The sequence below is a fragment of the Methylobacterium sp. 77 genome (genome assembly GCF_000372825.1).
Taxonomy (GTDB): Bacteria; Pseudomonadota; Alphaproteobacteria; order Rhizobiales; family Beijerinckiaceae; genus Methylobacterium.
This window is the reverse complement of sequence record NZ_KB910516.1, coordinates 3,425,961-3,451,966: the sequence shown is the minus strand read 5'-3', so window position 1 is coordinate 3,451,966 and position 26,006 is coordinate 3,425,961. Positions and strand designations below refer to the sequence as shown.

Sequence of the window (26,006 nt, the reverse complement as noted above, 5' to 3'; positions counted from 1 at the left end):
TCCTGAGATTTGTTTCGATGTCGAAGTGGCATATACATTGCAAAAGAACTTGGACGCAGTCACGATCCGGTTCTGAATCGCTCGGATCGACAGCAAGCACTGTCGCCGGCAATTCACCCTCAGGGCGTTGATTGGGCCAGGCCAGATGTCGGGGTCGACTTATGTTTCATTGGCAGCTTCTGGTATCTTCCGTACTACTTGTTGCCAACGTGGCTTTTGCCAGTGCGGAAACGTCCGGCCGCTATCTCCTGGGTCCTCAGGACCGCGTGATGATACGCGTCTACGATCTACGACGTAACACCGGCGAGGCCTATTCCTGGGCCGCGCTCAACGGCGAATTCAGCGTCGGCGCCGACGGCTCCGTGTCCCTTCCGCTGATCGGACGAATCCAGGCCTCGGGCGGCACGCCGAACGACCTTGCCGACATGATCGGGAAATCTGTGAAGGAGACGGCCGATCTCGCCGAGACTCCGGCTGCGTCCGTCGAGGTCGCCAAGTATAGGCCCTTCTACGTGACCGGTGCGGTCCAGCAACCCGGCAAGTACGAGTATCAGCCCAATCTCTCGGTTCTGCAGGCCATCAGTACCGCGCAGGGGCTCGTGCGGGCCGCCGATCTGCGCTTGGTCCAGCGCGAGGTGGTGACCGCTGGGGGCGATCTGCGCACGCTCGCGACGGAGCGTATTTCCCTGGAGGCGAAGCAGTCGCGACTCGAGGCGGAAATCTCGTCTCGGGACGGTGTCACGTTCAGCGACAGTCTTCGCGCCCAGTCCGGCAATTCCAAAGCCGATCAGGCCATGCGCGGCGAACGCCTGATCTTCGAGGCTCGGCGCAACGGCCTCAAGGCGGAGATCGCGGCGCTCGAACAACTCAAGGCGAACTACCGGCAGGAGCTCGTTGCTCTCGACGCCAAGGCGAAGTCCCTCGATCGGCAGATCGACCTGATCCGCCGCGAACTCGAGGTGGTCAATGATCTCGTGGCCAAAGGTCTGACGATCACGCCGCGAAAGCTCGCCGCGGAGCAGAGTCAGGCCTCGTATGAGACCAACCGGCTCGATGTTCAGGTGGCGAACCTGCGGGCGCAGCAGAGCCTCTCGCAGGCCGAGCGCGACATCATCGAACTCCAGGCGCGCTTTCGCAAGGAAGCGTTGAGCGACGCGGCGGAAACGCGACTCAAGCTGGATCAGAACGAGGAGCGCGCCCGCACCGCTGAGAGCCTCGTGTCGAATGCCGAAGCGCAGATGCTCGGCGCGGATGGCCTCAGCGAGATGCTGACCCCCAATTACGAGATCTTGCGCTTTACCGGAGCGGGATCGGCGACGTGGCGCGCCCAGGAAGAGGATCTGGTCGAGCCGGGTGACGTCGTGCGGGTCACGATCTCGCGCCAGAAGAACGGCGTGCGAGGCGAGGCGGAAATCCCCGTCCGGACGCGACGTGTCTCCGAGAGAAACCAGATCGACCCGTCGGTGTCGTCGTCAGCCAACGATTCCGGAAGCGCTCTGAGAGCATCGCAGGAGAAGGCCGCACAAAAGCGCCCGTGAGTGCGGCGGGTCGAATGCGTGCGGGGACCGGATCGTATCGGTCGTGAGGACGTCGAATACTATTGAATTCTTGTCGGCAACAGTCAACGCTCTTGAAGGATGCTTAGACGCATGACGCTCAAGGTTCTCTACGTTCTGCCGCCGACCAAGACATTCGCCGGCATCGAACGGGTGGTCGATGAGATCGGCGATCACATGTCCAAAAGTATGGGGCATCGCATCGACGTGGATGTTCTCTTTACTTGGAACTACGAAACGAACAAAGTCGAGAACAGAAGCTACAGGAAGATCCAGCGGCAGGTCAAAGGCCGGTGGGAGCTGATCCGTACGTTGCGTGAGGTCGCCGGGCGCGCGGAATACGACCTCGTCGTCGTACCGCAGGTCGAGGCGACCGTGATCGCGTGGCTTTCCTGCCTGGGTCGGCGAAAGAACTTCGTCCTCTATCTGCACGGCAATCCCAAGCTCGAGATGCGATCGTGGAAAGCGAAGGTTCTTTTCTACCTGATGGACAAGGTCGTGCTCCGTCGGCTGGCGGGTGTGTTCGGTGTCTCGAAAACCCAATTGGAGGCATTTCGTGTGCTCTATCCGAGCAACGTCCCGCATGTCTGGGTGCCCAACCCCGTCAGGCGGTTCGAACAGCCGCTCGAGCGCGCGACCGTTCCCGGGCAGCCCGTGACTTACGTCAATGTCGGGCGGTTCTCCTATCAGAAGGGGCACGACATCCTCGTGACCGCCTTCGCGAAAGCCTATCGGACGCGAAAGAACATCCGTCTTGTCCTCGTCGGATACGGCCCGATGGACGACCTCGTCCGGCTGATCAAGTCGTTGGATCTCGAATCCGTCGTGCGGATTGCCTATCACCCCGACAATCCGCAGGAGCCCCTGGCGGCGAGCGACGTCTATGTCTCGACATCCCGATGGGAGGGCTGGTCGCTGGCGATCTGCGAAGCTCTCCGGGTCGGCCTTCCCGTCATCGCGACCGATTGCGAATTCGGGCCGAGCGACATCCTGACGGACCGCCGCCTCGGCCTGCTCGTCCCGCTCGATGACGACGCGATCGCGGCCGCCATGGTCGAGTTTCACGACAATCTCCAGCGGGAGGCCCGTCATCGACAGTTCCGGATGGACTACATCGATACGTTCAGCGTCGAGACGGTCGTCCACGACCATGCTGCCGCTCTCGAGCATGTCTCGCAAACTTCTCGGAAGCCCGAGGCCTTGATGAGCCACGCTTCTGCGCGGGCATCCTGAGGGGACGAAAAGCCGAGCCTCCTGCCGCGATGACCTGCGGCATCGGTTCGGCACCGAGCAGCCAGGCCCTCAGCGCCTTGCGCTGCAGCACGCCGGCATCGGCCGCGCTGCAATGGGGCGACAGGGGAGGGTGGCAGGATGAGCATTGAGCCGATCGGTCTGATCACCCTCATCCTCGGGCTGATCTGCCTGATGCTCGGCTATCGTGCGACGACGATCGCGTTCGTCATCATGACCGTGATGGGATCGGCGGCCGCCATTCTGGTCGGTGGTGCCAGTATTCAGCCGGCCCATCTGTTCATCATCTTCCTCGCCCTGTCGACGATGCTATGGCGCCGAATGGCCGCGGATGCCCTCGGATGCCTGCGCGTTTCGGAGCCGGGCTTCTGGCTTCTCTGTCTCACTCTCTATGGAGTGGCGAGCGGCTTCGTGCTGCCGCGACTCCTGGCCGACACGACTCAGATCATCCCGCTCGGCGCGTCGGAGCACCTCGGCAGCGGCGATGGCCTGGTTCCCTTGGGGCCCGTCTCCAGCAACATGACGCAGTCGATCTACCTGATCGGCGACCTGCTGTGCTTCGTCATGGTGGCCGGGATCGCATCGCATCGGCGTGGTTTCATGACGTTGACCAATGCGTTGTTCGCCTATGCGGCGGCAAACATCTTCTTTGCCGTGATCGACATGGCGACGAGCGCGACGGGGACGCAGGACCTTCTGCAGTTCATGCGCAATGCTCAGTACACGTTCCACGACGAAGAATCGGTCGGCGATATGAGGCGCATCGTGGGGTCATGGCCCGAGGCATCGGCTTTCGCCGGCATGTCGCTTGGCGCCCTCGGCTTTACCGGCACGATGTGGCTATGCGGGCGCCGGACCGTCCTCGCCGGGACTCTCGCCTTTCTCACGCTGGCCTTCGTCGTCCTCTCCACCTCCTCGACGGGATTGGTCGGGGCGGCGTTCGTCCTGGCCATCCTCTATCTGACGGCCCTGCGACGCTGCGGTCTCGGCCAAGCCGAGCGCACCAGCGCCGTCACGGTCGTGCTCGGACCATTGGTGCTCATCGTCGCCGTGTTGATGATCCTGGTCGATAGCCGAACCGCCACCCGTGTGTACGATCATGTGGATACGCTCGTGCTGAGCAAAGCCACCACGAATTCCGGTCTGCAACGCTCTGGTTGGAACGCGTATGCTTGGCAGAACTTTCTCGATTCCCGCGGCCTTGGCGTCGGCTTGGGTACGAACCGCACATCCAGCTTCCCACTGGCGGTCCTGTCCAATGTCGGCTTGCCCGGCGCGATCTTCTACCTCCTCTTTGCCGCGTCCGCCCTGGGGCTTCAGCGCGGCGTTCCCCGCAGCCTCCCCTTCGATGTGAGATTGTCGGCACGCAATGGCTGTCTCGGGCTTCTCGTAGCCGGCCTGATCGCCGGCCCGACCGTCGATCAAGGCCTGCTTTTCTACGTCCTCGCCGCCTTGGCCTGCGCGGATTACGAGCGGTCGCCGATGTCCCGTCCCGCCCAGCAGGCCCTCTCCCGCCGAATGGAAGTCTCCGTCGGCTGAACCCGCATGGGCTCGGTTGGGGCGCCATCGCAGCGGCTTCGATCTGCGTCGGGATGTGAGCAATCTCGGTCGATCACCCGATGATGAAGTCGAGGTGATCCAGCTTCACATGCGTATCGATGACGGCAAACCGCGTTGCCGCCTGAGAACCATTGCCGTCCGGATCGTAGGACAGGACGCCGGTGTCATGGTTGTAGAGCACACGGTCATCGGCATCGACCCTCGCGCCATCGACGGCCAGATCCTTGAACGCGCTGTCGGAAAGCGTTCCGGCGGCCAATGCGGCGAAGATGCCCTTGCTCAATTTGATCGTATCGACGCTATCCCGCATGTCCGTGACGTGATCGACGTTCCCGCTTCCGAGGCTGGTCGAGAAGACGAACGTATCCGAGCCTTCTCCGCCCGTCAGGACATCGGCGCCGGCGCCGCCATTCAGGGCATTGTCGGCGGAATTGCCGATGAGGCGATTCGAAAGCTCGTTGCCGGTGAGGTTCAGAGCCAGCGAGTCGGTCGAGGACGTGAATGTCAGCACTTCGACCGATTGCCCGGCTTCGAGCTTGTAACTGACCGACGCGACGATCTTGTCGATACCCTGCCCGGGCGCCTCGATGACCCGATCACGAAACGTGTCGACCAGATAGACATCGTTGCCGTCACCGCCCTTGAGGAGATCGCCGCCGCCCTTGCCGTCCAGGACGTTCCTCCCCGAATTGCCGATCAGGGTGTTGCCAAACTCGTTGCCGCTCAGGTTCAGCGCCTCGGTTCCGGCATCCAGTTTCAGGATCTCGACGGGTTCACCTTGCGCGAGCTTGTAGGAGACCGTGGTCAGGACTTTATCGGTGCCTTCACCGGCGAGTTCGTGGACTTGGTCTTTTGCATTGTCGACGTAGTAGATATCGTTGCCGGTGCCGCCGTACATCTTGTCGATACCTGAAAGGCCGTTGAGTCTGTCGTTACCGGCCAGTCCATGCAGGATGTTGCTTCCACCATTGCCAGTCAGTTTGTCGGCGAACCGACTGCCTTCCAGGTTTTCGATCGCAATCAGCTTGTCCCGGCCGTAGCCCGTATCCTGCCAGCCGGCATAGTTGAGCGTTACGATGACGCCGTTCTGCGCCGAGGCGTAACTGACGGTATCGTTGCCCGTGCCGCCATCGATCAAGTCGTTGCCCGTGCCGTCGATGATGATGTCGTCGCCGCCATTGCCGTAGAGCTTGTCGTCGCCGTCGCCGCCTTCGATCGTATCGTCGCCGGGGCGTCCTTCGACCGTGAGGCGCGGCGTGGCGCTCGTCGCGCCGTAGAGGCCCGGATCCTTGCCGTCGGGCGCCGACACGACGTCCTGCGGTACGGCGACGGCATCGGACGCATTCGAATACGCCCGGATGTAGTCGATCTTCATCGAGATCGGTACGCCGGCGAGGTCGACATTGTTGATGCCTGCCCCTTGAGTGGCCAGATTCGCGACGAGATGCATCGGGCCATGCATGTCGGACGGCGTCGCCTGCGATCCGACGAACTTGCCGTCGACATAGAAGCTGATCCTGTCCTTCTGCCAATCCATACCATAGGTATGATATCCGGCCGGAGCAGTGAGCTCGCTGTAGACTTGAAGATTGTCCTGCCAGGGGATGTCGGGCGTCTGATCGGTCGTGTGGATCGTGCTGTAGACTCCCTGGTCGTAGACGCCGTAATGCTCGACGATATCGAGTTCCTGCCACCCCGGAAGGGCCTTGGGATTGGGGGCCGGCTTGTCGGGCAAGAGCCAGAACGCATCCCAGCCGCCCACGGCATCGGACAGATCCGCGCGCATCTCGAAATACCCGTAGGTCTGCGAGAAGTCGCCCTGCGTCGTGATCAGCCCGGATTCCCAGCTGCCCGGATACCCGGAGGGCGTCCTGTCGGGAACGGCGGTGATGGTGAGTGCCCCTCCTTTGACGGAGAAGGGATCGTAGCCCGAAGCGGGATCGACGAAGGAGGAGTTCCCGAACCCGATATCCGAATTCGCATCCAGGCGCCATTGCGAGCGGATATCCGCCCACGTCGTTCCGGTCCCCGTCTGCGAGATGCTACGAGTGTTGAACTCGTCATCGAACGTCAATTTGTAAGATGTCAAATCAAGCATATGCAGATCTCGGTTGGGACATCGAAATCAGAGGTGAGATTTCGGTACAATTCGTTAATCGATCCTGCCGCAACTCATCTGCGATCCGCCGGTGTCTTCCTCGGCGCTCGGCGTGACTCTAGGTTATGAGTCGAGGGGCGCGATTTCGGGATGGATGCTGCGCTTGATTCGGTTTCTTCGGGGACGGAGGAGCTGATGGGACGCCGGCAACGTGCGCTGATGTCGGCATGCGGATACCGCCGAAGGACGATCCGCCGCTGACGCCCGAGCCGAAGCGCCATCGCGGGCATCTGCTTCTGCTCCGCGGCAGCCGCCCGGAATCCGGTCTCCCTTTACACTGTCCGGCGATAACGGCAGAGCTTGCTCGTCACGAACGCCGTCCTGTCCCGAGGAACCGATGAACCAGGCTTCCTTCCGCCCGCGCTCGCGGCCGTCGCTGCTGCGCGCTTTCGCGCTGGCCGTCCTCGTCGGTGCACCATGCCTGTCCGGCTTTGCTTCACCCGCGCTGGCGCAGGGGCCGGGACGGGCCGCGCCCGAGTTTCGCGAACCGGTGACGCTGGCCACCAAGGATGGCGTCCTCGAAGTCCGGCTTACGGCGCGCCAGGGACGCGCTGCTCTGGATACGGCCTCCAAGCCTGTCGAGAACTTCCTGCTGTTCGACTACGAACTCATCCGCGGCACCGCCTCGAACGGCGTGAGCGATGGCAAGGGACTGTTTCCGGCGCCGACGCTGCAGGTGTTCCCGGGCGAGCGCCTGATCGTCCATCTCGACAATGCGCTGAGCGGCCTGACCATCGCCGACTATTTCAGCCCGCAATACACGGCCAAAGGCGGCGAGGTTCCGCTCTACCCGATCCAGCTCAAGAACTCGCCCGTGAACCTGCATGTCCACGGCGTTCACATCTCGCCGAAGGGCAATTCCGACAACGTCATGCTCTATATTCCAGCGGGCATGTCGAACACCTACACCTATGACGTGCCGCGGGACATGCCGCAGGGCGCCTACTGGTACCACAGCCACCTGCACAGCCTGACCTCGCCGCAGACCTATATGGGTCTCGCCGGCCTGCTCGCGATCGGACGCACCGACGGGAACCTGCCGGCGGTGACGCGAGACCGGATTCCGATCCGCAACATGCTGCTGCAATACAATTTCGTCTTCGACCGGAACGGCGCCGCGCCGCAGCTCAACAATGCCAACTGGCCACAATACGTCAGCACCATGGTACCGCCCAAGGGCACGGAACTCGCCGATGGGACGTATCGCCCGTCCCTGGCGCCGGTGAACTTCGCCGGTTCCCCATCCGGTACGAAGTTCCCCACGGGCTGGTATGCCGGCCCGCTCTCGATCCGCAACGACCGCGGATTGCTCCAGGCCATCCCGAGCAACCTGCAGCGCTTCACAGCCGGCGACGGGCGCACCGCCCTCGACCTGCCGGAGAATCCCGCCTTGCCGGACCGTGAGCGCGACGTGCAATTCACGGTCAACGGCCAGTTCCAGCCGGTGATCCGCAGCAAGGCCGGCCAGACCGAGGTCTGGGTTCTCGCGAATGTCAGCGATTTTGCCTATATCAACGTCCAGCTGACCGAGACCGCGACCGGCCGCCATCCGAAGATCGCCATCCTCGGCCAGGACGGCAACCCGGCCGGAGAGGTGCATTATCCGCCGACCGATGACGGTACGCGCCTGCTGATCCCGCCGGCGAGCCGCTTCGCCATCGCGGTGACCATGCCGGCCGAGGGCGACCTCGTGCTGGAAATGCCTCCGCGCGGCGGCGGCGCCAAGACCATCACCCAGCCCGGCATCCTCTATACCAGCAACGGCACCCCGAACCCGTCGGCCGTGCTCGGCAGCCTGAGCGTCCAGCCCTCGGCGATCAGCTACGTCGATGGCTTCTTCGCCTTCCCGACCCAGAAGCTGGCGACCGCGATGGCGGCGGGGGCCGGCGGCACCACAATCGCCTTCGCCGAGGGGCAGAAGCTCGGCGCCTACACCTCGTTCGTGGATCTCACCGACGCCAAGCCCGACGTGACGCGCAAGATCCTGATCTCCGGCGGCTTCCTCAACGACAAGGCGACGACGGCCGACCCCAAGGCGTTCGTCTACGCCTTCGACGCCGCGGCCTTCCCCAACATGCCGCTGATCCAGCCCCGGCTCGGCTCGGTGGAGGAATGGCGCTTCATCAATCACAACAACGACGAGCACCCGATCCACGTCCACGTGAACGACTTTCAGGTGATCACCTATTACGACCCCACGACGGGGCTGCGCACCGGGCCCGACCGGTTCGGCGTCGACAACGCCAACGCGCCGGCGCCGACCATGCAGATCGACGAGAGCGTGATCGAGCCGGGGCTCCTCACCATCCGCACCCGGTTCGACACTTATGACGGCCTGTTCGTCATGCATTGCCACCGCCTCAACCACGAGGATAACGGCTTGATGGCGCTGATCAACGTCATCCCGGCGATCTCGAGCTACGCGGTCGTCGTGCCCGGCGCGCCGGGCAGGCCCACCCAGATCCGCGTGCTCGACGGGGCGGATCACCGCGTCATCGCCACGCTGACACCGTTCCCCGGTTACGAGGGGAGCGTGAGCGTCGCCATGGGCGATGTGGATGGAAACGGCATCCTCGACCTCGTTGTGGGGTCGGGGCAGGGGCTGGCTCCCGAAGTGATCGTGTTCTCGGGCGCAAACGGCCCCGGCAAGACCGCCTTCGCCACCGAATTGGCGCGCTTCCCGGTCTTCGAGCCGTCCGCGCGCGGCGGTATCAGCGTGGCGGCGACGCAGGTCGACGGCACCACCGCCGACAACATCGTCGTCGGCTCCGGTCCCGGTGCGGCGAGCACCGTGCGCGTCTACGGCACGGCGCTGCCCGCGCGGGGCATCGCCCCGAAACTGTTCGCGAGCTTCAGCCCCTATCCGGGCGACACCGCCGGCGTTAGCCTCGCCACCGGCTTCGTGGATTTCTCCACCGGCCGCAACAGCATCGTCACCGCCCCCGGCCCCGGGACGCCGAGCGAAGTGAAGGTGTTCGCCTTCCCGCTTCTCACGCCGATCGCCGGAGCCAAGGCGGAGGGGCATGCCGGCATGCACGGCGCTGCCGTCGACACGCCGGTCAACAGCGCGCGATTCAGCCCGTTCGGGTCCGACTACAAGGGCGGCGTCTCACTCGCCACCGGGTGGCTCGCCGGTGCCCTCGGCGGTGCGGAGCGCATCGTCGTCGGCCAGCTTGCCGGGGACGGCACCGTCAAAGTCTTCTCCAGCGGCTCGGCGCTCGATGGCGGTCCCGACATGTATCTGCACAGCCCGACCGAGCACGGCCACGGCGCGCATTTCCGCGCCATCGCCAGCCTCAATCCATTCGGCAAAGCCGGCCCGGTTCACGTCGCGACGACGAGCACGACCACGGGCGCGAACCTGCTGGTGGGCGGTGGAGGCGGTTCGGGGACGGGCGCGCGCGTGCTCACGTTCGACTTCGTCCGCTCCGGCGCCGATGCGGCCCTGCTGGAGCCGCTCGCCCTCGGGGACGCGATATCGCTGGCCGGAGCGCCCATCGCCGTCCTCGGCGGCAATTGACCCGCTCGTTCGAAGGCACGTCGATCCAGGCTGGCATGCCCGCGGAAAAGTGGTCCTCACCGAGGAATGGCTTCGGGCCATAAGGAGAATGGTGTCTGCGACGGACGACGCTTACGGCTTGCGAGATCGCCGCCACGCGGCGTCGGCTGGAGGTCTTGACCTCGCAGCAATACAACATCGCTGACGCTGTTCGGCCCATCGAGGCGACGAAGGTCACGTCGCACTGCGGATTTCCCGAATACCTCGCCATCGTCGCGCGACCAACTCAGCCATCGTCATCAGGCTCGGCCGACTCTTCATGGAGTCGTGAAGTAGAGCCGCGTCTTCGATGATTTTTGTCAGCATGACGACGCTTCCGGCAGTTCGCCGGACGATGGCCGGGGGAGCCTGGTGCGGCCGCCGATCGGTGATCGTCGCGCGAAACATTGCCTTCAAGGCATACTCGCGCGCGCTGCGAACGATCTCTGTCACTGAAAAGCGAGTACAGCCCGTATTATGTTGCAGTTGATTGGCATCGGTCGGGCTACCGCGTAATTGCAAAATCGTGACGAGGCTTGAAATTTCAGAATCGAAGTTCGCTCGCAATATATATTATCAGCATCAGAATGCGAGATTGTGATTTAATGTTTCGCGATTAAATAATTATGTGTAACCTCTAATTGCGATATAAATTAGTTGCAAGCGACTCACGATATTGTGATTTAAAAACATTTTGCCGATCTTTAGTCCTTGATATTGATAAATGATGGGCCGCTATGGCATTATGACTGTACAGATTTTGAAATTAACGCCCTATATTCAACAAGTTTATCCTTCAGTATATAATCCTATACAGAGCGTGTCCAAACCGAATCTGAAGAGAGATGCAAGGCCTATGTTGAAGCTATTATTATTTATAGTCTCTTCCACGTCCATTTTATACCTAGAGGTTTTAGCGGATGTGATTTTTTTGGGCGGACCACAGGCCAAAGTAATCGCACTAATTATTGCTGTGCCATATTTTGTATTTTCAGTTGTATTGTTGCCTGTGCCTGTCTATTTAATAGCCCCAAGTTTGAATAGAAATAGGTATCCTTTGTAGAGCTACTGTTTATTTGGATTTTTATTCGCGGTAATATCTGCCACTATTATATCGGGATTGGTTCCTAATATCTATGACGACGAAGGTGCTCCTATTTCTAGGTATGGGCCGTTCCTTAGACTATTGTCACCATTTCTAATACCCAGCGTTGTGGGCAGTGATCTCGTCTATTTATTTTCAATAAAACATAATAATCGACTGTAAATAAGTTCGATGTATAAAAACAGTAACTTTTCCATTTATATTTCTCATTGCAAAGACAGAGTCTAGCATAAGTCTGGGTTTATCGAAGCGTCTTGCTGTTTTCTGAAGAGACCTGCCTATCTGCCTGTCTGATCACCGAAAAGCAGCCTAAGAGTCCGTCCTGTAAGCCATGCGGTTCGGCTGATCCATTGGGCAGGCATCATTTACGGTGGCGTAGTGGAATACCCGAGCGGAGGCCGCAGGCGTTTCCGGGTTCATCCAGAGGCGGCGGTTGCGGCTGATCCAACTGAAGGCGCCATTATCTCGAATTCTTCGAAGGATCGACGACCCGCCTTCGCGGATACACGGTGAACCCGACCAGATCTTTCAATGGACGCGCGATGTCGACGGTGATGATTGTGGCGGGCGCCAGCCTGTCGCCGGGATACCGGGCATTGGCAAAGGCCTTGGCGATGAATGCGAAAGTCCAAAGCGAGAGGCGCAACACCGGTCCAGCCCCATCCCGATCCGTGATGCAGGCCGGATGCGGTTCAAGAATAAGGACGCGCTCGTCCGTATAGACCAAGGGCTGACGCTCGCTGCCGTGGACGTCGAAGATGGTGTTCAGGATTTTCAGCGTTATCCAGATTGGAGGCCGGCCGCACGGCGCCGGTATCCGGGGCGCGCTCACTGCCCGCTCGGTATCTGTCAGATCGGTCTCGTAGAGAAGGCCTGCACGCCTGCGCTGCCGCCGGGTGGTGGGCACCCACATGGCCGTTCCAGGTCAGGTTTCGGCATCCTTCCGAAGCCACTGCCATCTCGACCACTGAGCCCCGTCTTCGCACTTTACCGGACGGCTTCTCAGAGCGTCGCATACTAAATCCCGAGCCGGCTCGAACCCTACAACATCTGCAAGAATATCGCCAAAGATCGATTTTCAGCCAATCACAAGAACGTTTCTGGATCTACCTAAACAACTATAATAATCAATATTGGACTCAATTATTATGGTATAAGCATATTATGCTGGGGTAAGTCGCGAATATAAGAGTGTGCTTTATCGTCAGCCTAACTCTAGGCCGGCAGATTTTTGGAGGGAGGTTTGCGTGAATCGTCCTGTTCTGAAGCAAGTTGCGATTTATTCGACAGTATCAACGTTGGTGATTCTGTCTGTGATTGCGTATTACCTCGATAGCACTCTTATTTTCCCGGAAAGAATGCTAACCGCTCTTCCTGCCCGGCTTGTTTTTCCGATTGAAGTAATATTTTTGCCGGAATTAGATTCATCGATCTATGCAAAGCAAATTGGGTTGTTTTACCTAGGAACCGTAACTATTTTTTCGATTCTCTGTTTCGCAAGAGTCTATGTTTCGCCCGATGACATAAATGCAAGCATTAATGACGGTTACATCGAATATCAACGTCTGCACACAAAAGTATTATTCATCGGTATCTATATGAGATTTCAATCGATTTACTTTCTTTTTGTTTTTGATAGCAACTAAAATTCTGAAAACTATAAAAATTATGTATTAGGCCAGAAGCTCGCTGCAATGAGTCCGTTTGCAATGGTTTTGAGTGGTTTCATTGTGACAATTTGTATAGTAATTAAATTTTATGCTTACTTATACAATAAATCACATCGTAGCGACTCGGCGGGGAATGATGCGTGATATTGCCATGATGGATCGCGGGATATAGTTTTTATCTTTTATAGACATCAGAAATGCCGCTTCATTTTGCGGATGGCGGATCCTGTGTGCCAAGATACTGGATTGCACATGCGCGGAAACTTATTCCTTGGTCACACAGCAGTCCTCTTGACGGTCCGGTAGGATACCCTGCGCCTTTGCAACGAAGGTCCTTCCCGCCATGGCGTTCGATGCGGGAGCGCGACTTTCATCGACTCGAGATGTCCGACGCGTCTAGCGCGACCCGATCACCGGTCTCCCCCTACGACGGACATGCGGTACGGGAGGTCGCTCAGCTTTGGCGCACCGCCGAACGCTTGGTGTCTCGGAGCTACGGCCGGAAGAGGCCGACGAGCCAACGTGATGCCCCTTCGCACCGTTTCGGTCCCGCGGCACGGCGCTCCGCCCCGGATCAGGCGGGCGGGCGCTCCGGGGCCGGCCCCTCGGAGAGGTTTTGCTCGCGGGACCTCTCCTCCCGGGGTCTCTCCTCCCAGGAGCCCCCCAGGACCTGGAGCAGCAGGGCCGTGTCGGTCAGGCGCTGGGTCTGCACCGCGAGGCGCGTGAGGCTGGTGGTGGCGTAGCGCGTCTGTGCCAGGAGCAGGTCGGTATAGGGCAGGCCCCCGGCCCGGTACTGGATCTGGATCGCGTCGAGGGCCTGGCGGGCGAGATCCTCGGCCTGCATCGCCGCCGTGAGCCGGCGGGCATCGGCGTCGAGGGCGGTGAGCGCGTCGGCGACCTCGCGCAGGGCCGTGAGCACGGTGCCGCGATAGCCGGCCCGGGCGCCGTCGTAGGCCGCGATGGCGCCCTCCTGGCGCGCCGCCCGCGCGCCGCCGTCGAACAGGGGCTGGACCAGCCCGGCGGCGGTGGCCCAGCCGCTCGCCGCCGCGAGGCCCGCGAGGGTGGCGGTGCTGGTGCCGAGACTGGCGGTCAGGGTGATCTGCGGCAGGCGGTCGGCGGTCGCGACCCCGATCCGCGCCGAGGCGGCGTGCAACTCGGCCTCGGCGACCCGGATGTCCGGGCGCTGGGCCACGAGCGCGGCGGGCAGGCGCACCGGCACCCGGCGCGGCAGGGGCAGCTCGGCCAGCCCGAAGCCCGGCGCCTCGTAGCGGCTCGGCGCCTGCCCGGTCAGGGCCGCGAGCTGGTGGCGGGTCAGGGTCCGCTGCGCCCGCAGGGCGACGAGGGTCCCCTCCTGGGCGTGGATCAGGCTCCGCTGGGTCAGGACGGTGGCGACCGGCTCGGCGCGGGCGGCCTCGCGGACCTGGATCAGGTCGAGCTGCTGCCGGTAGCGCCGCAGGATTGTCTCCGCGACCGTGATCTGGGCGGAGAGGCCGGCCTCCTGGATCGCCGCCGTCACGATGGCGCCGCTCAGGGTCAGGGCCGCGGCGCGCAGGCGCTCGGCCGCCGCCACCTCGAGGGCCGCCTGGGCCTCGACGCCGCGGCGCAGGCCGCCGAACAGATCGACCCCGTAGCTCGCCGCGAGGTTGGCGCCGTAGAGGCCGAACACGCTTCCGCCCCGGACGGGACCGCTCCCGCTGCGGTCGAGGCCGCCGGAGAGTTCCGGCAGCAGGCCGGCCCGGGCGGCGTCGGTCTGGCTGCGGGCCTCTCGCAGGGCCGCCTCGGCCTGGGCGAGGCCGGGATTGGCGGCGAGGCCCTCGCGGACGAGGCCGTCGAGGCGACGGGACCGGAACAGCCGCCACCAGGTCGCCGGCTCCTCGGCCCCGTAGGCCAGGACCTGCGTGCCGCCCGGGGCGTCGAGGCGCACCGGGTCGGGCTCCGCCCCGTAGCGGGACAGCGCGGGGGGGTGGGGGGCCCGGAAATCCGGTCCGACCATGCAGCCCCCGCCGGACAGGAGCAGGGCGAAGGCCGCCAGGCACCCCGTGATCCGGATGGGTGTCATCGCGTCAGGGCCTCGACGGGGTCGATTCGCGCGGCCCGGCGGGCCGGGAGCACGCCGGCGGTGATGCCGGCCAGGCCCGCGCTCAGGATCGCGGCGGCCACCAGTTCCCAGCCGAAGGCCAGCTGGATCGGTGCCCCGAAAGACAGGGCGGCCTGGGCGAGACCGAGGGCCAGGACGGCCCCGAAGCCGCCGCCGGCCGCGCATATGACGAGGGCCTCGATCAAGAACTGGCGCATCACGTCGCCCCGGCGCGCGCCGAGGGCCATGAGCAGGCCGATCTCGCGGGTCCGCTCCGCCACCGCCACCAGCATCATGTTCATCACGCCGACGCTGGCGATCAGCAGGGAGATCGTCGCGGTGGAGACGACGAGCAGTTCGAAGACCGCGTTGGAACTCCGCACCATGCTGCGGATCTGCTCGTTGGCGAAAAGCGTGAAATCCGTGCGCCCGTGCCACGCGGTCAGGAGCTTGCCGATGGCCGCCAGGGCGATGTCGTGATCGACCGCCTTGGAGACCTGCACCGAGACGGTGTTGAAGAACGGCTTGGCCGAGACCCGCTGGAGGAAGGTGGTGTAGGGCATCGCCGCGAATGGAGCCCGGCTGTAGCGCGAGTTGAACGGCACCTGCACGACCCCGACGACGCGGGCCGGCGTGGAGCCGGCCAGGATCAGCGTCCCAAGGGGATCCTCGCCGGGCCGGAACAGCTCCGCCCGCGTTAGGGTGTCGATGACGATCTCGGCTTGGGCCGTCCGCAGGGCGGTCTCGCTGAAGGCGCGGCCCGTCGTGATCGGGGTCGATTGGAGCCGGAAGAAGTCGGGCGCGGTCCCGACCAGCGAGGCCGTCACGACCCGGCCCCCGTTCCGCAGGGTCGCCATGGGCAGCATCTTGGTCGGCGAGACCCCGGTGATGAAGGGCAGGGCCGCGAGCCGCTCGACATCGGCCGTGGTCAGCGAATCGACCGGGGGGGCTGTGCGGACGGCCAGGGGCGACTGGGAGAAGATCTCGACGACGTTCTCGCCAAACTGCGAGAGTTGCGCCATGACTTGGCGCTTCGTGCCCTGTCCGATCGACACGGCGAGGATCACGGCCGCGACGCCGATCACGAGGCCGAGCACGGTGAGACCATTGCGCAGGCGGTGGGCGCCGAGGGTGCGGAAGGCGCTGCGGAACGCCTCCAGGCCCTGCCGGGCGCCGCGACCCGGCGTGCGGGCGGGCAGGGCCTGGACCAGGGCGGGCGCCCGCGTCCGGCGGACGCGATCGGACACGATCCGGCCGTCGGCGATCTCGACCACCCGGTCGGCGGCATCCGCGACGGAGGTGTCGTGGGTGACGATCACCACGGTGTGGCCCTCGTCGCAGAGGGTGCGCAGCAGGGCCATGATCTCGCCGGTGGTGCGGCTGTCGAGGGCGCCGGTCGGCTCGTCGGCCAGGATGACGCGGCCCCCGTTCATCAGGGCGCGGGCTATGCCGACGCGCTGCTGCTGGCCGCCGGAGAGCTGGGCCGGCCGGTGATCGAGGCGCTCGCCGAGCCCGAGCCGCCCGAGCAGGGCCGCCGCCCGCCCCCGGCGCGCGGCCACCGGCTCGCCGGCATAGATCGCCGGGATCTCGACATTGGCCTGGGCGCTCAGGCGCGCCAGCAGGTTGTGGCTCTGGAAGACGAAGCCGAAGCTGTGCCGGCGCAGGGCCGCCAGCCCGTCGGGATCGAGCCCGGCGGTGTCGCGTCCGTCGATGCGGTAGCGGCCCTCGCTCGGGCGGTCGAGGCAGCCGAGCAGGTTGAGCAGGGTGGACTTGCCCGAGCCCGACTGGCCGACGATGGCCACGAATTCCCCGGCCCGGATCGCGAGATCGATCCCCGCCAGGGCGGCGACGGTCTGGTCGCCCATCCGGTAGGTCCGGCGCACACCCTCCAGCAGCAGCAGCGGCGCCTCGTCCGCCCCGCCCGGCAGGGAGGAGGAAGAAGGTGAACTGGGCGCGGCGGGGATCACAGCGGGACCCTCGGGATGCCCGCGATATCCTGCGGGCCGGCAACGACGACCGCCTCCCCGGGGGCGGCCCCCTCGACGATCTCGATATCCATGCCGTTCGTGATCCCGGTCCTGACCGCCCGCTCCTCGGTGCGGCCGTCGCGGCCGAGCAGGGTCAGCAGGCCCCGCCCCTCGCCGGTGCGCCGCAGGGCGGCGGCGGGGACGAGGGCGGCCTGGGTGGCGCGGGCGAGGACGAAGGAGATCTGCGCGGTCATCAGGGGGCGCAGCAGGCCGTCCGGGTTGGCGATCTCGAAGCGGGCGTTGAAGTAGATCGGCGTCTCGGTGCTCTGGCTCGCGCCGGCGCCCTGGCTCGCCGCGCTCGTCTCGGCCAGGATCTGGTCCGGGGCCGGGTCGATGCTCCGCAGGCGCGCCTCGTAGCGGCGGCCGGGCTGGGCGGCGGAGGTCAGCACCACCGGGGTGCCGGCCTGGAGGCGGCCGATATCGGCCTCCGACACCCGGGCCTTGACCGACATGATGGTGAGGTCGGCCAGCTTGACGATGGTGGGGGCGGTCTGGGCCGAGATCACGGTCTGGCCCTGGCGGGTAATCACCGCCACCACGGTGCCGTCGATCGGGGCGGTGATGCGGGTATAGGCGAGATTGGTCCGGGCGATCCGGACCTCGACCCCGGCCCCGTCGATCTGGGCCTCGAAATTGGCCAGATCGGCCCGGGCAATGGCGTGGCTCGCCTCGGCCGTCTCGTAATCCTGCCGGGTGCCGGCCCGCCCGGACAGGATGTCGGACTGGCGCTTGTGGGCGAGTTCGGTCTGCTTGAGGTTCGCGCGGGCGCGGTCGCGCTGGGCCTCGAGGGAGGCCAGGATGGCCTGCGCCTTCTGGACCGCGTTCTCCTGGGGCATCGAATCGATCTCGGCGATGAGCTGGCCGGCTTTGACCCGGTCGCCGAGGCCCGCATGCAGGGCAACGAGGCGGCCGGAGACCTGGGCGCCGACGCTGACGAGCTGCGTCGGTTCGATCGTGCCGTTGGCCAGGACGGTGTCCTCGATATCCCCAAGGCGGACCGGCAGGGTGATGAAGCGGGGGGCCTGTTCGGAGAACCCGGGCGCTCCGGCCCGGACCGCTATGACCGCCACGGCGAGCCCGGCGGCCCCCGTTAAGGCGAGGAAGAGTTTCGCGCGGCGTTGCAACGGTCGGTCGGCTCCAAGGGACGCGATTGGTAAATCCCGGCGACGCGTCGACGTCGGGGCAGTGATGCGCCCATCCGGACGGGCGCATGGGCGTCTCTGCGGCGATCCGAAGGCGATCCGGGATCTCGCCAGAGCCGGTCCGCAGCGGGAACAGAAAAGGCGGGAGACAGGCTGGCTGCGGTTCGGGCTCCCAAACGTGTCGATGCTTCGTAGCGGCCGGGTATCTCGTACGCGCTGCCTTCGCTTTGACGAACGAGATCCGAAAAACGTCAGTGCCGCTGAAATTTCTTTGCGTGTTTCCAGATCAGCTTTGGGGCGGGGCGGCCGCACCGCGCGCCGGTCGTCACGGTGGGAATTCCTGCCGGAGACGGCATTCAAGCGGCGGTGCAAGGAGTTGCCGGATGTGGCCCTGCGCCAGTGGCGGGATGCCGGCGACCTCACCGTGATTCCTGGCGACCTCATCGACGATGACGTGATCGAGGGGAAGCTACGCGAGTTGTGCGACCTCTACGACGTGCAGGAGATCGCCTTCGATCCGAAGTTCGCGGCCAAGATGATGGGCCGGCTGATCGAGGACGACTTGCCGGCCGTCGAGGTGCAGCAGCGTCCCCTGATCATGGGGCCGTTCTATAGCGATTTGCAGAAGGCCATCATCGGCCGCCGGTTCCGCCACGGCGGGCACCCGGACCTGCGCTGGTGCGTCCAGAACGCGGTGCCGATCTACGGCGACATCGGCCTCCCGTACATCTCGAAGAAGAAGAGCACGCAGGCGATCGACGCCCTGGTGGCGGCAATGGCTATGGGCCGCGCCGACGCAGCCGGCGGCCGGCGGCCAGCGTTCGGCCTTCGACGAGGAAGACTTCGACCCGAATTGGTGTGTCGCTAACTGAGCCCGGAAGGAACGATCCATGACAGCCATCAACGTCATCAAGCAGAGCGATTCGGTCCATATGCTGACCGACGGCGCTACTTGCCGGGACGGTTCGCGCTATGCGGCCAGCACGTGCAAGGCGTTCCCGGTCCCACACCACAATGCGGTGATCGCGACAAGCGGAAGCCTGATGTGGTCGCCGCTGATCCTCTCAAACCTGCTTCTCTCGGTGACCACCTATGACGAGTTGAAGCAGTGGGCCCCGACCCTGATCCATAAGGCCGTTGTGGAGGCATCTCACGTCTTCATCGGCGAAGGGACGCCCGAGGTGCTGCTCGTCGTTGCCGGCATCTCCGAGACCACCGGGCCGGACGCCTTCAGCGTCACCACCTGCGAGCGCATCGCAGAACCATTGGTCGCGCTCACCCACGGCGACTGCTCGCTGTGGCCGAGCACCCCGGAGATCCAGACCGAGTTCCACGAGGCTTACGGCGACGTCACGTCGGGCGACGACCTCGACCCGGCCCGTTGGGGCGTGCGGGCGATCGAGATGCAGCGGAAACACCCCGAGGCCATCATCGGCGGATTCATCCAGCTCACCAGCGTGACGCGGGAGGGTATCTCAACCCGGATCATCCACCGCTGGGACGAGCCGATCGTGGGAGTGCACGCTGATGAAGCTTGAGGGCGCGCCGAACACGATCCAGGTTCTTGCGATCCCACACATATTGGACTCAACGCAGGACCGCGTGGAACTCAGCGTTCTGCCGGGCCAGTCCATCGCCGAGATGGTGGACGAGACACTGTCAGCGGCGCGCGCGCTCGGACCTGGCTACATCCGCGTGACGATCGACGGTCACATTGTCGAAGCCGAGAATTGGCACCGCGTCCGTGCCAAGGCTGGGATGCATGTCCTGATTCGAGTCGTTCCCCAAGGCGACGCCCTGAAGAGCGTGCTCACCATCGCCCTGACGGTGGCGGCTGTAGCGGCGGGGCAATATTATGCCCTCGGCCTGCTGGAAGCGCTGAGCATCGGAGCTGGGGTGGCCACGCAGGCGGCAGCTATTACTAATGCAATTTTGCCAAGCGCACGAATTTCCTCACACGTCTTCTGAATCACGCTGCGAGGGATTTATTATCGCTTTTTGTGTTAAAACACATAGATTAAATCATAGACCGCCCTTTTTAATAATAAATTTGCATAAATTCACCACAAAAATATCAAAACCTATCGCCACTCATACCACTAATGTATCAATGCAAGTTCCTTTTGTTTACTGATGTCATTTTCTTGCATCTTTATTTCAAATAGCGCAATCGCAGTATAGTCCTGCGTCCCAACTGCAGTGCGAAAATTTTTTAAAGCTGTCTGTCGTTGCTCTACCACGACAAGATGCCTAAACTCTTCTTCAATTATCTTTGTATCCGCAACTGAACTTCTGTACGAAATAAGGACACATTCTAGCACATTTAAATAAGTCAAAGCGCAGTTCTTTAAAAAAACGACATGGCTAGAGCGTTTTCGGTTTGCGCTGAATCAATCGTGTGGGGTTCACGGAGAGGCGGCGGGCTGATTCACTGATCGCTCTGGAGGAGGAGCGACAGATGGGACGACCCTACAGCCAGGACCTGCGCGAGCGGGTGGTGGAAGCCGCTGCAACGACCTCCCGCCGGCAAGCGGCCGCGCGTTTTGGAGTCGGCATCGCGACCTCGATTCGCTGGATGGCCGCGCTCGCGACAACCGGGACGGTGGCCCCTCGTCCGCAAGGGCGGGCGCGCCGCTCGAAGCTCGATCCACATGAGGCGTTCCTGCGCGCCCTGATCGAGGAGAAGGGCGACATCACCCTGGAAGAGATGCGCGCCCGACTGCGGGACGAGTACGATCTCACGGTCGGGCTCGGCACCCTGTGGAGCTTCCTCGACGCACGCGATCTCACCTACAAAAAAAGACAGCTCACGCCACCGAGCAAGACCGCCCGGACGTGAAGGCCGCGCGCGAGGCATGGTTCGAGTGCCAGCTCGATCTCGACCCCGCGCGCCTCGTGTTCCTCGACGAGACCTGGACCTCCACCAACATGGCCCGCCTGCGCGGACGGTCTCCCCGCGGCGAGCGGCTGCGTTCGCCCATCCCGCACGGCCATTGGAAGACCACGACCCTGGTGGCGGCCCTGCGCCTGTCCGGGATCGCCGCACCGTTCGTGCTCGATGGGCCGATCAACCGTGACGCCTTCCAGGCTTACGTCGATCAGGTCTTGGTGCCTGAGCTCATCCCCGGCGACATCGTCGTCATGGACAACCTCGGCAGCCACAAAGGTCCGGCCGTGCGATCGGCCATCGAGGCGGCGGGCGCGCGGCTCTTGTTCCTCCCGCCTTACTCGCCCGACTTCAACCCCATCGAAATGGCGTTCTCGAAGTTGAAGGCGCTGCTGCGCAAAGCGGCCGAGCGAACCGTCGAGGGTTTGTGGTCGGCCATCGGACGCCTCGTCGACACCGTCACACCTGACGAGTGCGCCAACTTCTTCGCCGCCGCAGGATACGAACCAGATTAAACCGAAAATGCTCTAACACTTAACTTGATATCATCCGCCGCCCCAGCAGCATCTGGTATAGCATTTGGTATTGCCTTAAGCTCCAGATGACCCGTGAATACAGATGACAGCAGATAGTAATAACGCGAAGCAACAGCTATTTCCCGCTCTTCCTTAACGTCGTAACACATATGATCGCTAAAAGTTTCGAACAGGCTTGCCACAGAACGCATTCTCTGATCAAGAAAATTTGCCCATACCAAGCACAAATTGATTGACAACTCACGCCTGGATCGCTCGTGATCCTCGCTCACTGCCATCTTATCCGCAAGCAGCTGATCATTGTTCAGCTTTAGTAGTCTTTTTGCTTCGATAATTTGCCCGTACACAAGATAAGCAGCGCCAACCGCAGCAAAAAAGGCAAATATCGCAGTGACCAGAAGGCCAACATCGGTCCACTTAACAGGATCGGACAGGTTCACTTAAGGACTCCTCGGATCAATTCCATCAATCCGATTCAGCACTTTCAGTCAACGTGCTGACGCCTGATCTTTCAGCCGAGCTGCAGAGGCTTAATCGCGCTTCCGACGGAATCACCGCCTCAGCGGGTGGTGACACCCCGGTGACACCGAGGCGCCCATCACCGGAAAAGCCACGCAATAAGTACTTGAAATGATTGGCGCACCCGACACGATTCGAACGTGTGACCTTTGCCTTCGGAGGGCAACGCTCTATCCAGCTGAGCTACGGGTGCTGACCGTGGACGACACCTAACCCAAGCCGTGGCCACGCGCAACGGTGTCGTCGGGCATAGGGCCTCACTCGGCTAAGGTCACACGTTCGAATCGTGTCGAGCAGCGCAGGTATGAAGGTTCCTGCACGGGCGAAAGCCGTATGCGTGATGAGGAGGGGCCGCTTGTGCGCCGGCAATTCGCGCCTTCTGCGGCGTATAGGCCGGTGCTGTGGCCTGCATGGGTAGCCGCGGCACTATCGAGGGGCATCAAGGTCGACGGGGACCCCAACGAGGTGAGCAGCCTTCTCAAGCCGTGCTCGAACAGCGTCGCTCGCGGGTGCAATCATGTAGCCCGAGGTGCGATCTCCGATCATGATCGACTGGCTGCGTGGTCGGGTGTGCCAATGCAGGCCGATAAGCGCACAGAGAACGCCATCCAGACGGTCCTGATCGGCCTTGCGCGGCACTTCGACTGCGGCGAGGTGGTCGGCCCAGTCAGCGAGCCCATCGACGGCTTCAGCGACTGCACGGCGTCTCACAGACGCGATGACGGCTTGCCACCCGGCGAGCATAAAGGTCTTGCGTCGTGCAGGATTGTAGCGCGGCCCGAGCAGCCTCCCGCAGAACGCTGCGTCCAGTGAAGGCAGGGCGAGCGCTGGGAAGATCTCCATGAGGAACAGCCCTTTCTGCACGGTGCGGGATGCCTCGGGGTCCTCAACCGCCTTTAGCATCTCCTTAAAGCGCCATACCGGAGCTGAGTCATCAAACATCCCGATCTTGGATCGGTTCGCAGGCTGAACGCCTCCTCCCAGCCAGGAGATGAGAGAGGCTGCTACACGGTCGACGGGACGTAGGCTGGTGTGGTTCGGGACGATCGTAGGTTGGTCGAGCGCGACGATGCGGAGGGCACTGAAGGTTGCTTCGGCTTTAATCTCAGCGAGCGCCTGATCGAAAGAGACCAACGTCGGAGGCACAAAAGTGCGCCGTCCGTCGCGGTCGATCCGAATCACACTGATCGCGCCCGGAGCTTTCGGGCTGTCAGTCCAGGCCGAGTCGAAGCCGATGAGGCTGATCGTAGTGCCCTCTCGAAAAATCATCGGCCCACTTTTCTGATAGGATCCAGAGACGCCTGCCAGTCGGCTCCCGCAAGAGATGATGTCACCCGTATCTGCTATTTATATAAGATTTGATGGTGTGCCTGGAAGCCGATACACTCAAATCAATTAAGTTGAAACGCTCGTTTGGATCTACCTACACCAGATCATCCAGAAATTCAGACCCAGGGCGCACGCCGGTGATCAAGAGCCGGTCACGTGCTCGAGTGCTTGCGACGTAGAGAAGGTGTCGCTCGGTCTCGTAGACTTCCTCCAATTCCGCTTCATCGCTCACAGTGTCGATACGTTCCTGTAGGGGAAGGACACCGTCGTCGCAGGCGAGCACGACCACAACCTTGAACTCCAGGCCTTTTGCGAGGTGCATCGTGCCGACGGTCACGCTCTCGCCGGCTGCACTTGGTGCATCGCCTGGCTCGACGGGCACGAAACCCGCGGCCAGAGCAACAGCGCGGGCGCGATCAAGCTGAGCACGGCTTCGCACGAAGAGGCCGATCTCGTCCGAGACGACGCCATCGTCGCGGGCCGCTTTGAGGAATCCGAGGATCGCATCGCGCTCGGAGGCTTCGTCGTCGAGCTTCAGCACCTGAGGCTGCGGCCCGTCGAAGACCGAGATCGTGCCTTTGCGCGCCTCCTCCCGTCCGTCAATGTCTTGGACGGCACCAGGCAACAGTCGATCCGCAGCCTCGCGAATTTGGTGCGAGGTCCGGTAGTTCACCTTGAGTGTAGTCGAGCGACCGCGCACGTCGACGCCGAGCGCTTTCCAGGAGAATGGCGGCTGGAAGATGCGTTGTCCGAGATCACCTGCGAAAAACAGGCGGTCCTCGCCCTCCGGTGCCAGGGCACGAAGGAGACGTAGCTCCGGCACGCCGAGATCCTGCGCTTCGTCCACAACGATGTGGCTGAAGGGCTTCGTCGCTTCCGCATGGTAGTGCGCAGCCAGACCAGTGAATACCTGCGCCCAGGTGGCGAGGCCCTGGTTCGCGAGACTGGCACGACCCACGGTGAAGATCGGCCACAATGCGGCTCGCTGCTTGGCCCCGAGGCGGCTGCGCCGGCCGGGACGCGGTGTGTCTGCATAGGCGGCTTCGTCGGAAACCTGCCAAGCGTCGATCACCTGTCGGAACTCGCTCGTTAAGAAGCGCTCGGTCCAGATGTCGCTCCCGCCCGCGGCCTGGACCAGAGCAGCCTGAATCTGGGTGAGCGTGGCGATGCGGGGACGGCGTGCATGAACGAGCTGGTGCAGCTCCTCGGCCAAACCTTCCCAGGGCGCGACGGTGATGCGGCCGCTTGCTCCGGGCTCGGCGGCGACAAGGAGATCGACCTTGCGCTGGAGTGCAACAGCCAAGGGCTTCGAGAAGGTGGTGAGCAGCACTCGCGCTTGGCTGTCGGCGCGGGCAAGGCGCACGGCACGATGCAGCGCGACGACGGTCTTGCCCGTGCCCGCTGAACCAGCGACACGCGCAGGCCCACTGTAGTTTCGCGCAATCACCCCGGCCTGGGACGGATGCAGGAACACCGACCAGCGTTCCCAGGGAGCGTCGAGTGCGGCACGCAGCGCATCGACGTTCTCGATGACACGGAAGCGACGCTGGGCGTCCGGATGCGCGAAGGGATCACTGCTGTCCGTTGAAGCGGGCTTCGGCAGACGCCCCGTCGCGGCGTATTCAAGAAGCCCTTCGGCAGCTTCCGCTGGCAGGTGGGCCGCGAGATCGAAGAACCGGCTTTCGGTGGCCGCACGCAATGGCTCGATCCAGTCCTCGGGCACCCCGATCGACAGCAGATCTTCCCCCGAGAGCCCCATGAACAGAGCGGGCTCCGGTGCCGGCCTACTTGTCGGCGCATGTCTGAACAGGGCCGGCGCAATTTCCTCGACGCGAGCGCGGGACTCGACGATCTGCACGGCGCCCGTGCGCGGGTGCGCCTCAATGCGTCGTCGCTCGGCCCAAGCATAGGCCTTGTCGTGGTGGTCGACGTAGGCCAGCAGAAGACTTGCGGCGGTCTTGTGGACGATGATGCGGATATCGCGGTTGACGCGAACCGACCAGAAGTTCCGGTCCTTCGCCGCCTCGATCCGATGGAAATGCAGGCCCGGCCCTACGGGGTCGAGTTGCATATCGAACGCCGAGGTCTTTACTGCCTTCTGCTCCTGGACGGGCAGGCGTGCGAGGGCAGCGGTGAAGGTGTCAGCGATGCGGAAGTCCATCGTTTTGCTCCCTGGGCCTTTGATTTGTTGAAGAGCTAGCCGCCGCGCCTGAATTTCAATAGCGGATAAGATGCGACCCTTGCTGGTTGTAGCGGGTTGTTTCTCCTGAACGCGCTTCCCTAATTCGGGAAGCGAAGAGGGCTTCGGTCCTTGATTTTTTATTGATACGACAGATATTTCATTTAAATTCTGACCATTCTGAAATTGAATTGGACTAAGACTTGTTGGATCTAATGTTGTAATAAATGATCCACAGACAGATATAATGTCACCTTTGTCGATAATGCTTGTGGATTTATGATACGTAAAATTCTCTATTGAGTTCGTTATTATATCAACGCGTCTTGCTCGAAATGCATGGCGAATGCCGTGCTGCGTAATATCTAAAACAAAAAAAGGCACCCACTTCGATGGGTTTCCTTGGTTTTTTACTTCCGGCAGTTCTTCATTTGTAAAAATCTGCCTTGAAATAAGCCGCGATAGATCAAAG

Annotated in this window: 17 protein-coding genes, 1 tRNA gene and 2 pseudogenes; 9 read left to right on the top strand and 11 right to left on the bottom strand. The window is 62.6% G+C overall.

Translation table 11 applies throughout. The features are described 5' to 3' along the window. Nucleotides 1-131 precede the first annotated feature (131 nt). From A3OK_RS0116390 to A3OK_RS0116380, 3 genes are all read left to right on the top strand, one after another. Nucleotides 132-1,538 (top strand): polysaccharide biosynthesis/export family protein, encoded by a 1,407-nt coding sequence (locus A3OK_RS0116390; protein ID WP_245259372.1) that lies wholly within the window; start codon nt 132-134, stop codon nt 1,536-1,538. A 111-nt stretch (nt 1,539-1,649) separates the two neighbouring features. Further along, nucleotides 1,650-2,789: a glycosyltransferase gene (locus tag A3OK_RS0116385; protein WP_019905976.1), complete on the top strand. Its 1,140-nt coding sequence runs from the start codon at nt 1,650-1,652 to the stop codon at nt 2,787-2,789. A 138-nt stretch (nt 2,790-2,927) separates the two neighbouring features. Continuing rightward, nucleotides 2,928-4,346: a hypothetical protein gene (locus A3OK_RS0116380; protein WP_019905975.1), complete on the top strand. Its 1,419-nt coding sequence runs from the start codon at nt 2,928-2,930 to the stop codon at nt 4,344-4,346. Nucleotides 4,347-4,419: 73 nt separating this feature from the next. Here A3OK_RS0116380 and A3OK_RS23705 read toward each other — a convergent pair whose 3' ends face one another. Together A3OK_RS23705 and A3OK_RS24815 are read right to left on the bottom strand one after the other, a co-directional pair. After that, nucleotides 4,420-5,817, bottom strand: coding sequence for a calcium-binding protein (locus A3OK_RS23705; protein WP_348625432.1), 1,398 nt, complete (start codon nt 5,815-5,817; stop codon nt 4,420-4,422). Nucleotides 5,818-5,832: 15 nt separating this feature from the next. Then, a pseudogene (locus tag A3OK_RS24815) lies at nt 5,833-6,465 on the bottom strand (glycoside hydrolase family 16 protein); the annotation flags it as partial. A gap of 397 nt (nt 6,466-6,862) precedes the next feature. Between A3OK_RS24815 and A3OK_RS0116365 the strand changes: the two are divergent. Then, complete coding sequence (locus tag A3OK_RS0116365; RefSeq protein WP_019905973.1) at nt 6,863-10,045, top strand: multicopper oxidase domain-containing protein; 3,183 nt, start codon at nt 6,863-6,865, stop codon at nt 10,043-10,045. A gap of 213 nt (nt 10,046-10,258) precedes the next feature. On the opposite strand, the gene A3OK_RS24115 is transcribed toward A3OK_RS0116365, so the two are convergent. Both A3OK_RS24115 and A3OK_RS22960 read right to left on the bottom strand, forming a co-directional pair. Continuing rightward, nucleotides 10,259-10,630, bottom strand: coding sequence for a hypothetical protein (locus A3OK_RS24115; RefSeq protein ID WP_155912056.1), 372 nt, complete (start codon nt 10,628-10,630; stop codon nt 10,259-10,261). An 847-nt stretch (nt 10,631-11,477) separates the two neighbouring features. Then, nucleotides 11,478-12,081: pseudogene (locus tag A3OK_RS22960) on the bottom strand (hypothetical protein). 334 nt (nt 12,082-12,415) lie between these two features. Between A3OK_RS22960 and A3OK_RS24110 the strand changes: the two are divergent. After that, nucleotides 12,416-12,814 carry a hypothetical protein gene (locus A3OK_RS24110; RefSeq protein WP_155912055.1) on the top strand — a complete coding sequence of 133 codons (399 nt, stop codon included), beginning with the start codon at nt 12,416-12,418 and terminating at the stop codon, nt 12,812-12,814. Nucleotides 12,815-13,412: 598 nt separating this feature from the next. Here A3OK_RS24110 and A3OK_RS22955 read toward each other — a convergent pair. From A3OK_RS22955 to A3OK_RS23700, 3 genes are read right to left on the bottom strand one after another with little or no spacing between them, the layout of a single operon-like run. Then, on the bottom strand, nt 13,413-14,897 hold the full coding sequence (locus A3OK_RS22955; protein WP_019905971.1) for an efflux transporter outer membrane subunit: 1,485 nt from the start codon (nt 14,895-14,897) through the stop codon (nt 13,413-13,415). Beyond that, the gene (locus A3OK_RS0116350) at nt 14,894-16,882 is read right to left on the bottom strand and encodes an ABC transporter permease (RefSeq protein ID WP_019905970.1); all 1,989 of its coding nucleotides are present in this window, start codon (nt 16,880-16,882) and stop codon (nt 14,894-14,896) included. Before A3OK_RS0116350 ends, A3OK_RS22955 begins: the two co-directional genes overlap by 4 nt. Next, entirely contained in the window at nt 16,879-18,066 is a 1,188-nt protein-coding gene (locus A3OK_RS23700) for an efflux RND transporter periplasmic adaptor subunit (RefSeq protein ID WP_019905969.1), read from the bottom strand. Before A3OK_RS23700 ends, A3OK_RS0116350 begins: the two co-directional genes overlap by 4 nt. A 202-nt stretch (nt 18,067-18,268) precedes the next feature. Here A3OK_RS23700 and A3OK_RS24385 point away from each other — a divergent pair, with 202 nt between their 5' ends. The 4 genes from A3OK_RS24385 to A3OK_RS23690 all read left to right on the top strand — a co-directional run bounded on the left by A3OK_RS24385 (nt 18,269) and on the right by A3OK_RS23690 (nt 21,486). Next, nucleotides 18,269-18,952 carry a terminase TerL endonuclease subunit gene (locus A3OK_RS24385; RefSeq protein ID WP_245259442.1) on the top strand — a complete coding sequence of 228 codons (684 nt, stop codon included), beginning with the start codon at nt 18,269-18,271 and terminating at the stop codon, nt 18,950-18,952. 22 nt (nt 18,953-18,974) lie between these two features. Next, nucleotides 18,975-19,622 carry a hypothetical protein gene (locus A3OK_RS0116335; RefSeq protein ID WP_019905967.1) on the top strand — a complete coding sequence of 216 codons (648 nt, stop codon included), beginning with the start codon at nt 18,975-18,977 and terminating at the stop codon, nt 19,620-19,622. Continuing rightward, a complete protein-coding gene (locus A3OK_RS0116330) occupies nt 19,612-20,052 on the top strand; it encodes a hypothetical protein (RefSeq protein ID WP_019905966.1) in 441 nt (146 codons plus the stop codon). Before A3OK_RS0116335 ends, A3OK_RS0116330 begins: the two co-directional genes overlap by 11 nt. Nucleotides 20,053-20,542: 490 nt before the next feature. Continuing rightward, a protein-coding gene (locus tag A3OK_RS23690; RefSeq protein WP_155912050.1) for an IS630 family transposase occupies nt 20,543-21,486 on the top strand; the annotation gives its coding sequence in 2 pieces (ribosomal slippage) (nt 20,543-20,879 and nt 20,879-21,486; 945 coding nt in all). On the opposite strand, the gene A3OK_RS24105 is transcribed toward A3OK_RS23690, so the two are convergent. The 4 genes from A3OK_RS24105 to A3OK_RS0116305 all read right to left on the bottom strand — a co-directional run bounded on the left by A3OK_RS24105 (nt 21,483) and on the right by A3OK_RS0116305 (nt 25,516). After that, nucleotides 21,483-21,947 (bottom strand): hypothetical protein, encoded by a 465-nt coding sequence (locus A3OK_RS24105; RefSeq protein ID WP_155912054.1) that lies wholly within the window; start codon nt 21,945-21,947, stop codon nt 21,483-21,485. The two genes, A3OK_RS23690 and A3OK_RS24105, sit on opposite strands and share 4 nt — an antisense overlap. A 195-nt stretch (nt 21,948-22,142) precedes the next feature. After that, a tRNA-Arg gene (locus tag A3OK_RS0116315) sits at nt 22,143-22,219 on the bottom strand. Between the two features lie 233 nt (nt 22,220-22,452). Next, nucleotides 22,453-23,295: a DUF429 domain-containing protein gene (locus tag A3OK_RS0116310; protein WP_019905964.1), complete on the bottom strand. Its 843-nt coding sequence runs from the start codon at nt 23,293-23,295 to the stop codon at nt 22,453-22,455. 154 nt (nt 23,296-23,449) lie between these two features. After that, nucleotides 23,450-25,516: a 3'-5' exonuclease gene (locus A3OK_RS0116305; RefSeq protein ID WP_019905963.1), complete on the bottom strand. Its 2,067-nt coding sequence runs from the start codon at nt 25,514-25,516 to the stop codon at nt 23,450-23,452. Nucleotides 25,517-26,006 lie beyond the last annotated feature (490 nt).

Bases quoted from the DNA above. Each gene is read 5' to 3' on its own strand.
- A3OK_RS0116385 (WP_019905976.1), top strand. From the start codon at position 1,650: ATGACGCTCAAGGTTCTCTACGTTCTGCCGCCGACCAAGACATTCGCC.
- A3OK_RS0116380 (WP_019905975.1), top strand. From the start codon at position 2,928: ATGAGCATTGAGCCGATCGGTCTGATCACCCTCATCCTCGGGCTGATC.
- A3OK_RS24385 (WP_245259442.1), top strand. From the start codon at position 18,269: ATGCTTCGTAGCGGCCGGGTATCTCGTACGCGCTGCCTTCGCTTTGAC.
- A3OK_RS0116310 (WP_019905964.1), bottom strand. From the start codon at position 23,295: ATGATTTTTCGAGAGGGCACTACGATCAGCCTCATCGGCTTCGACTCG.
- A3OK_RS0116365 (WP_019905973.1), top strand. From the start codon at position 6,863: ATGAACCAGGCTTCCTTCCGCCCGCGCTCGCGGCCGTCGCTGCTGCGC.
- A3OK_RS23705 (WP_348625432.1), bottom strand. From the start codon at position 5,817: ATGCATCTCGTCGCGAATCTGGCCACTCAAGGGGCAGGCATCAACAAT.
- A3OK_RS0116330 (WP_019905966.1), top strand. From the start codon at position 19,612: ATGAAGCTTGAGGGCGCGCCGAACACGATCCAGGTTCTTGCGATCCCA.
- A3OK_RS22955 (WP_019905971.1), bottom strand. From the start codon at position 14,897: ATGACACCCATCCGGATCACGGGGTGCCTGGCGGCCTTCGCCCTGCTC.
- A3OK_RS0116305 (WP_019905963.1), bottom strand. From the start codon at position 25,516: ATGGACTTCCGCATCGCTGACACCTTCACCGCTGCCCTCGCACGCCTG.
- A3OK_RS0116335 (WP_019905967.1), top strand. From the start codon at position 18,975: ATGACAGCCATCAACGTCATCAAGCAGAGCGATTCGGTCCATATGCTG.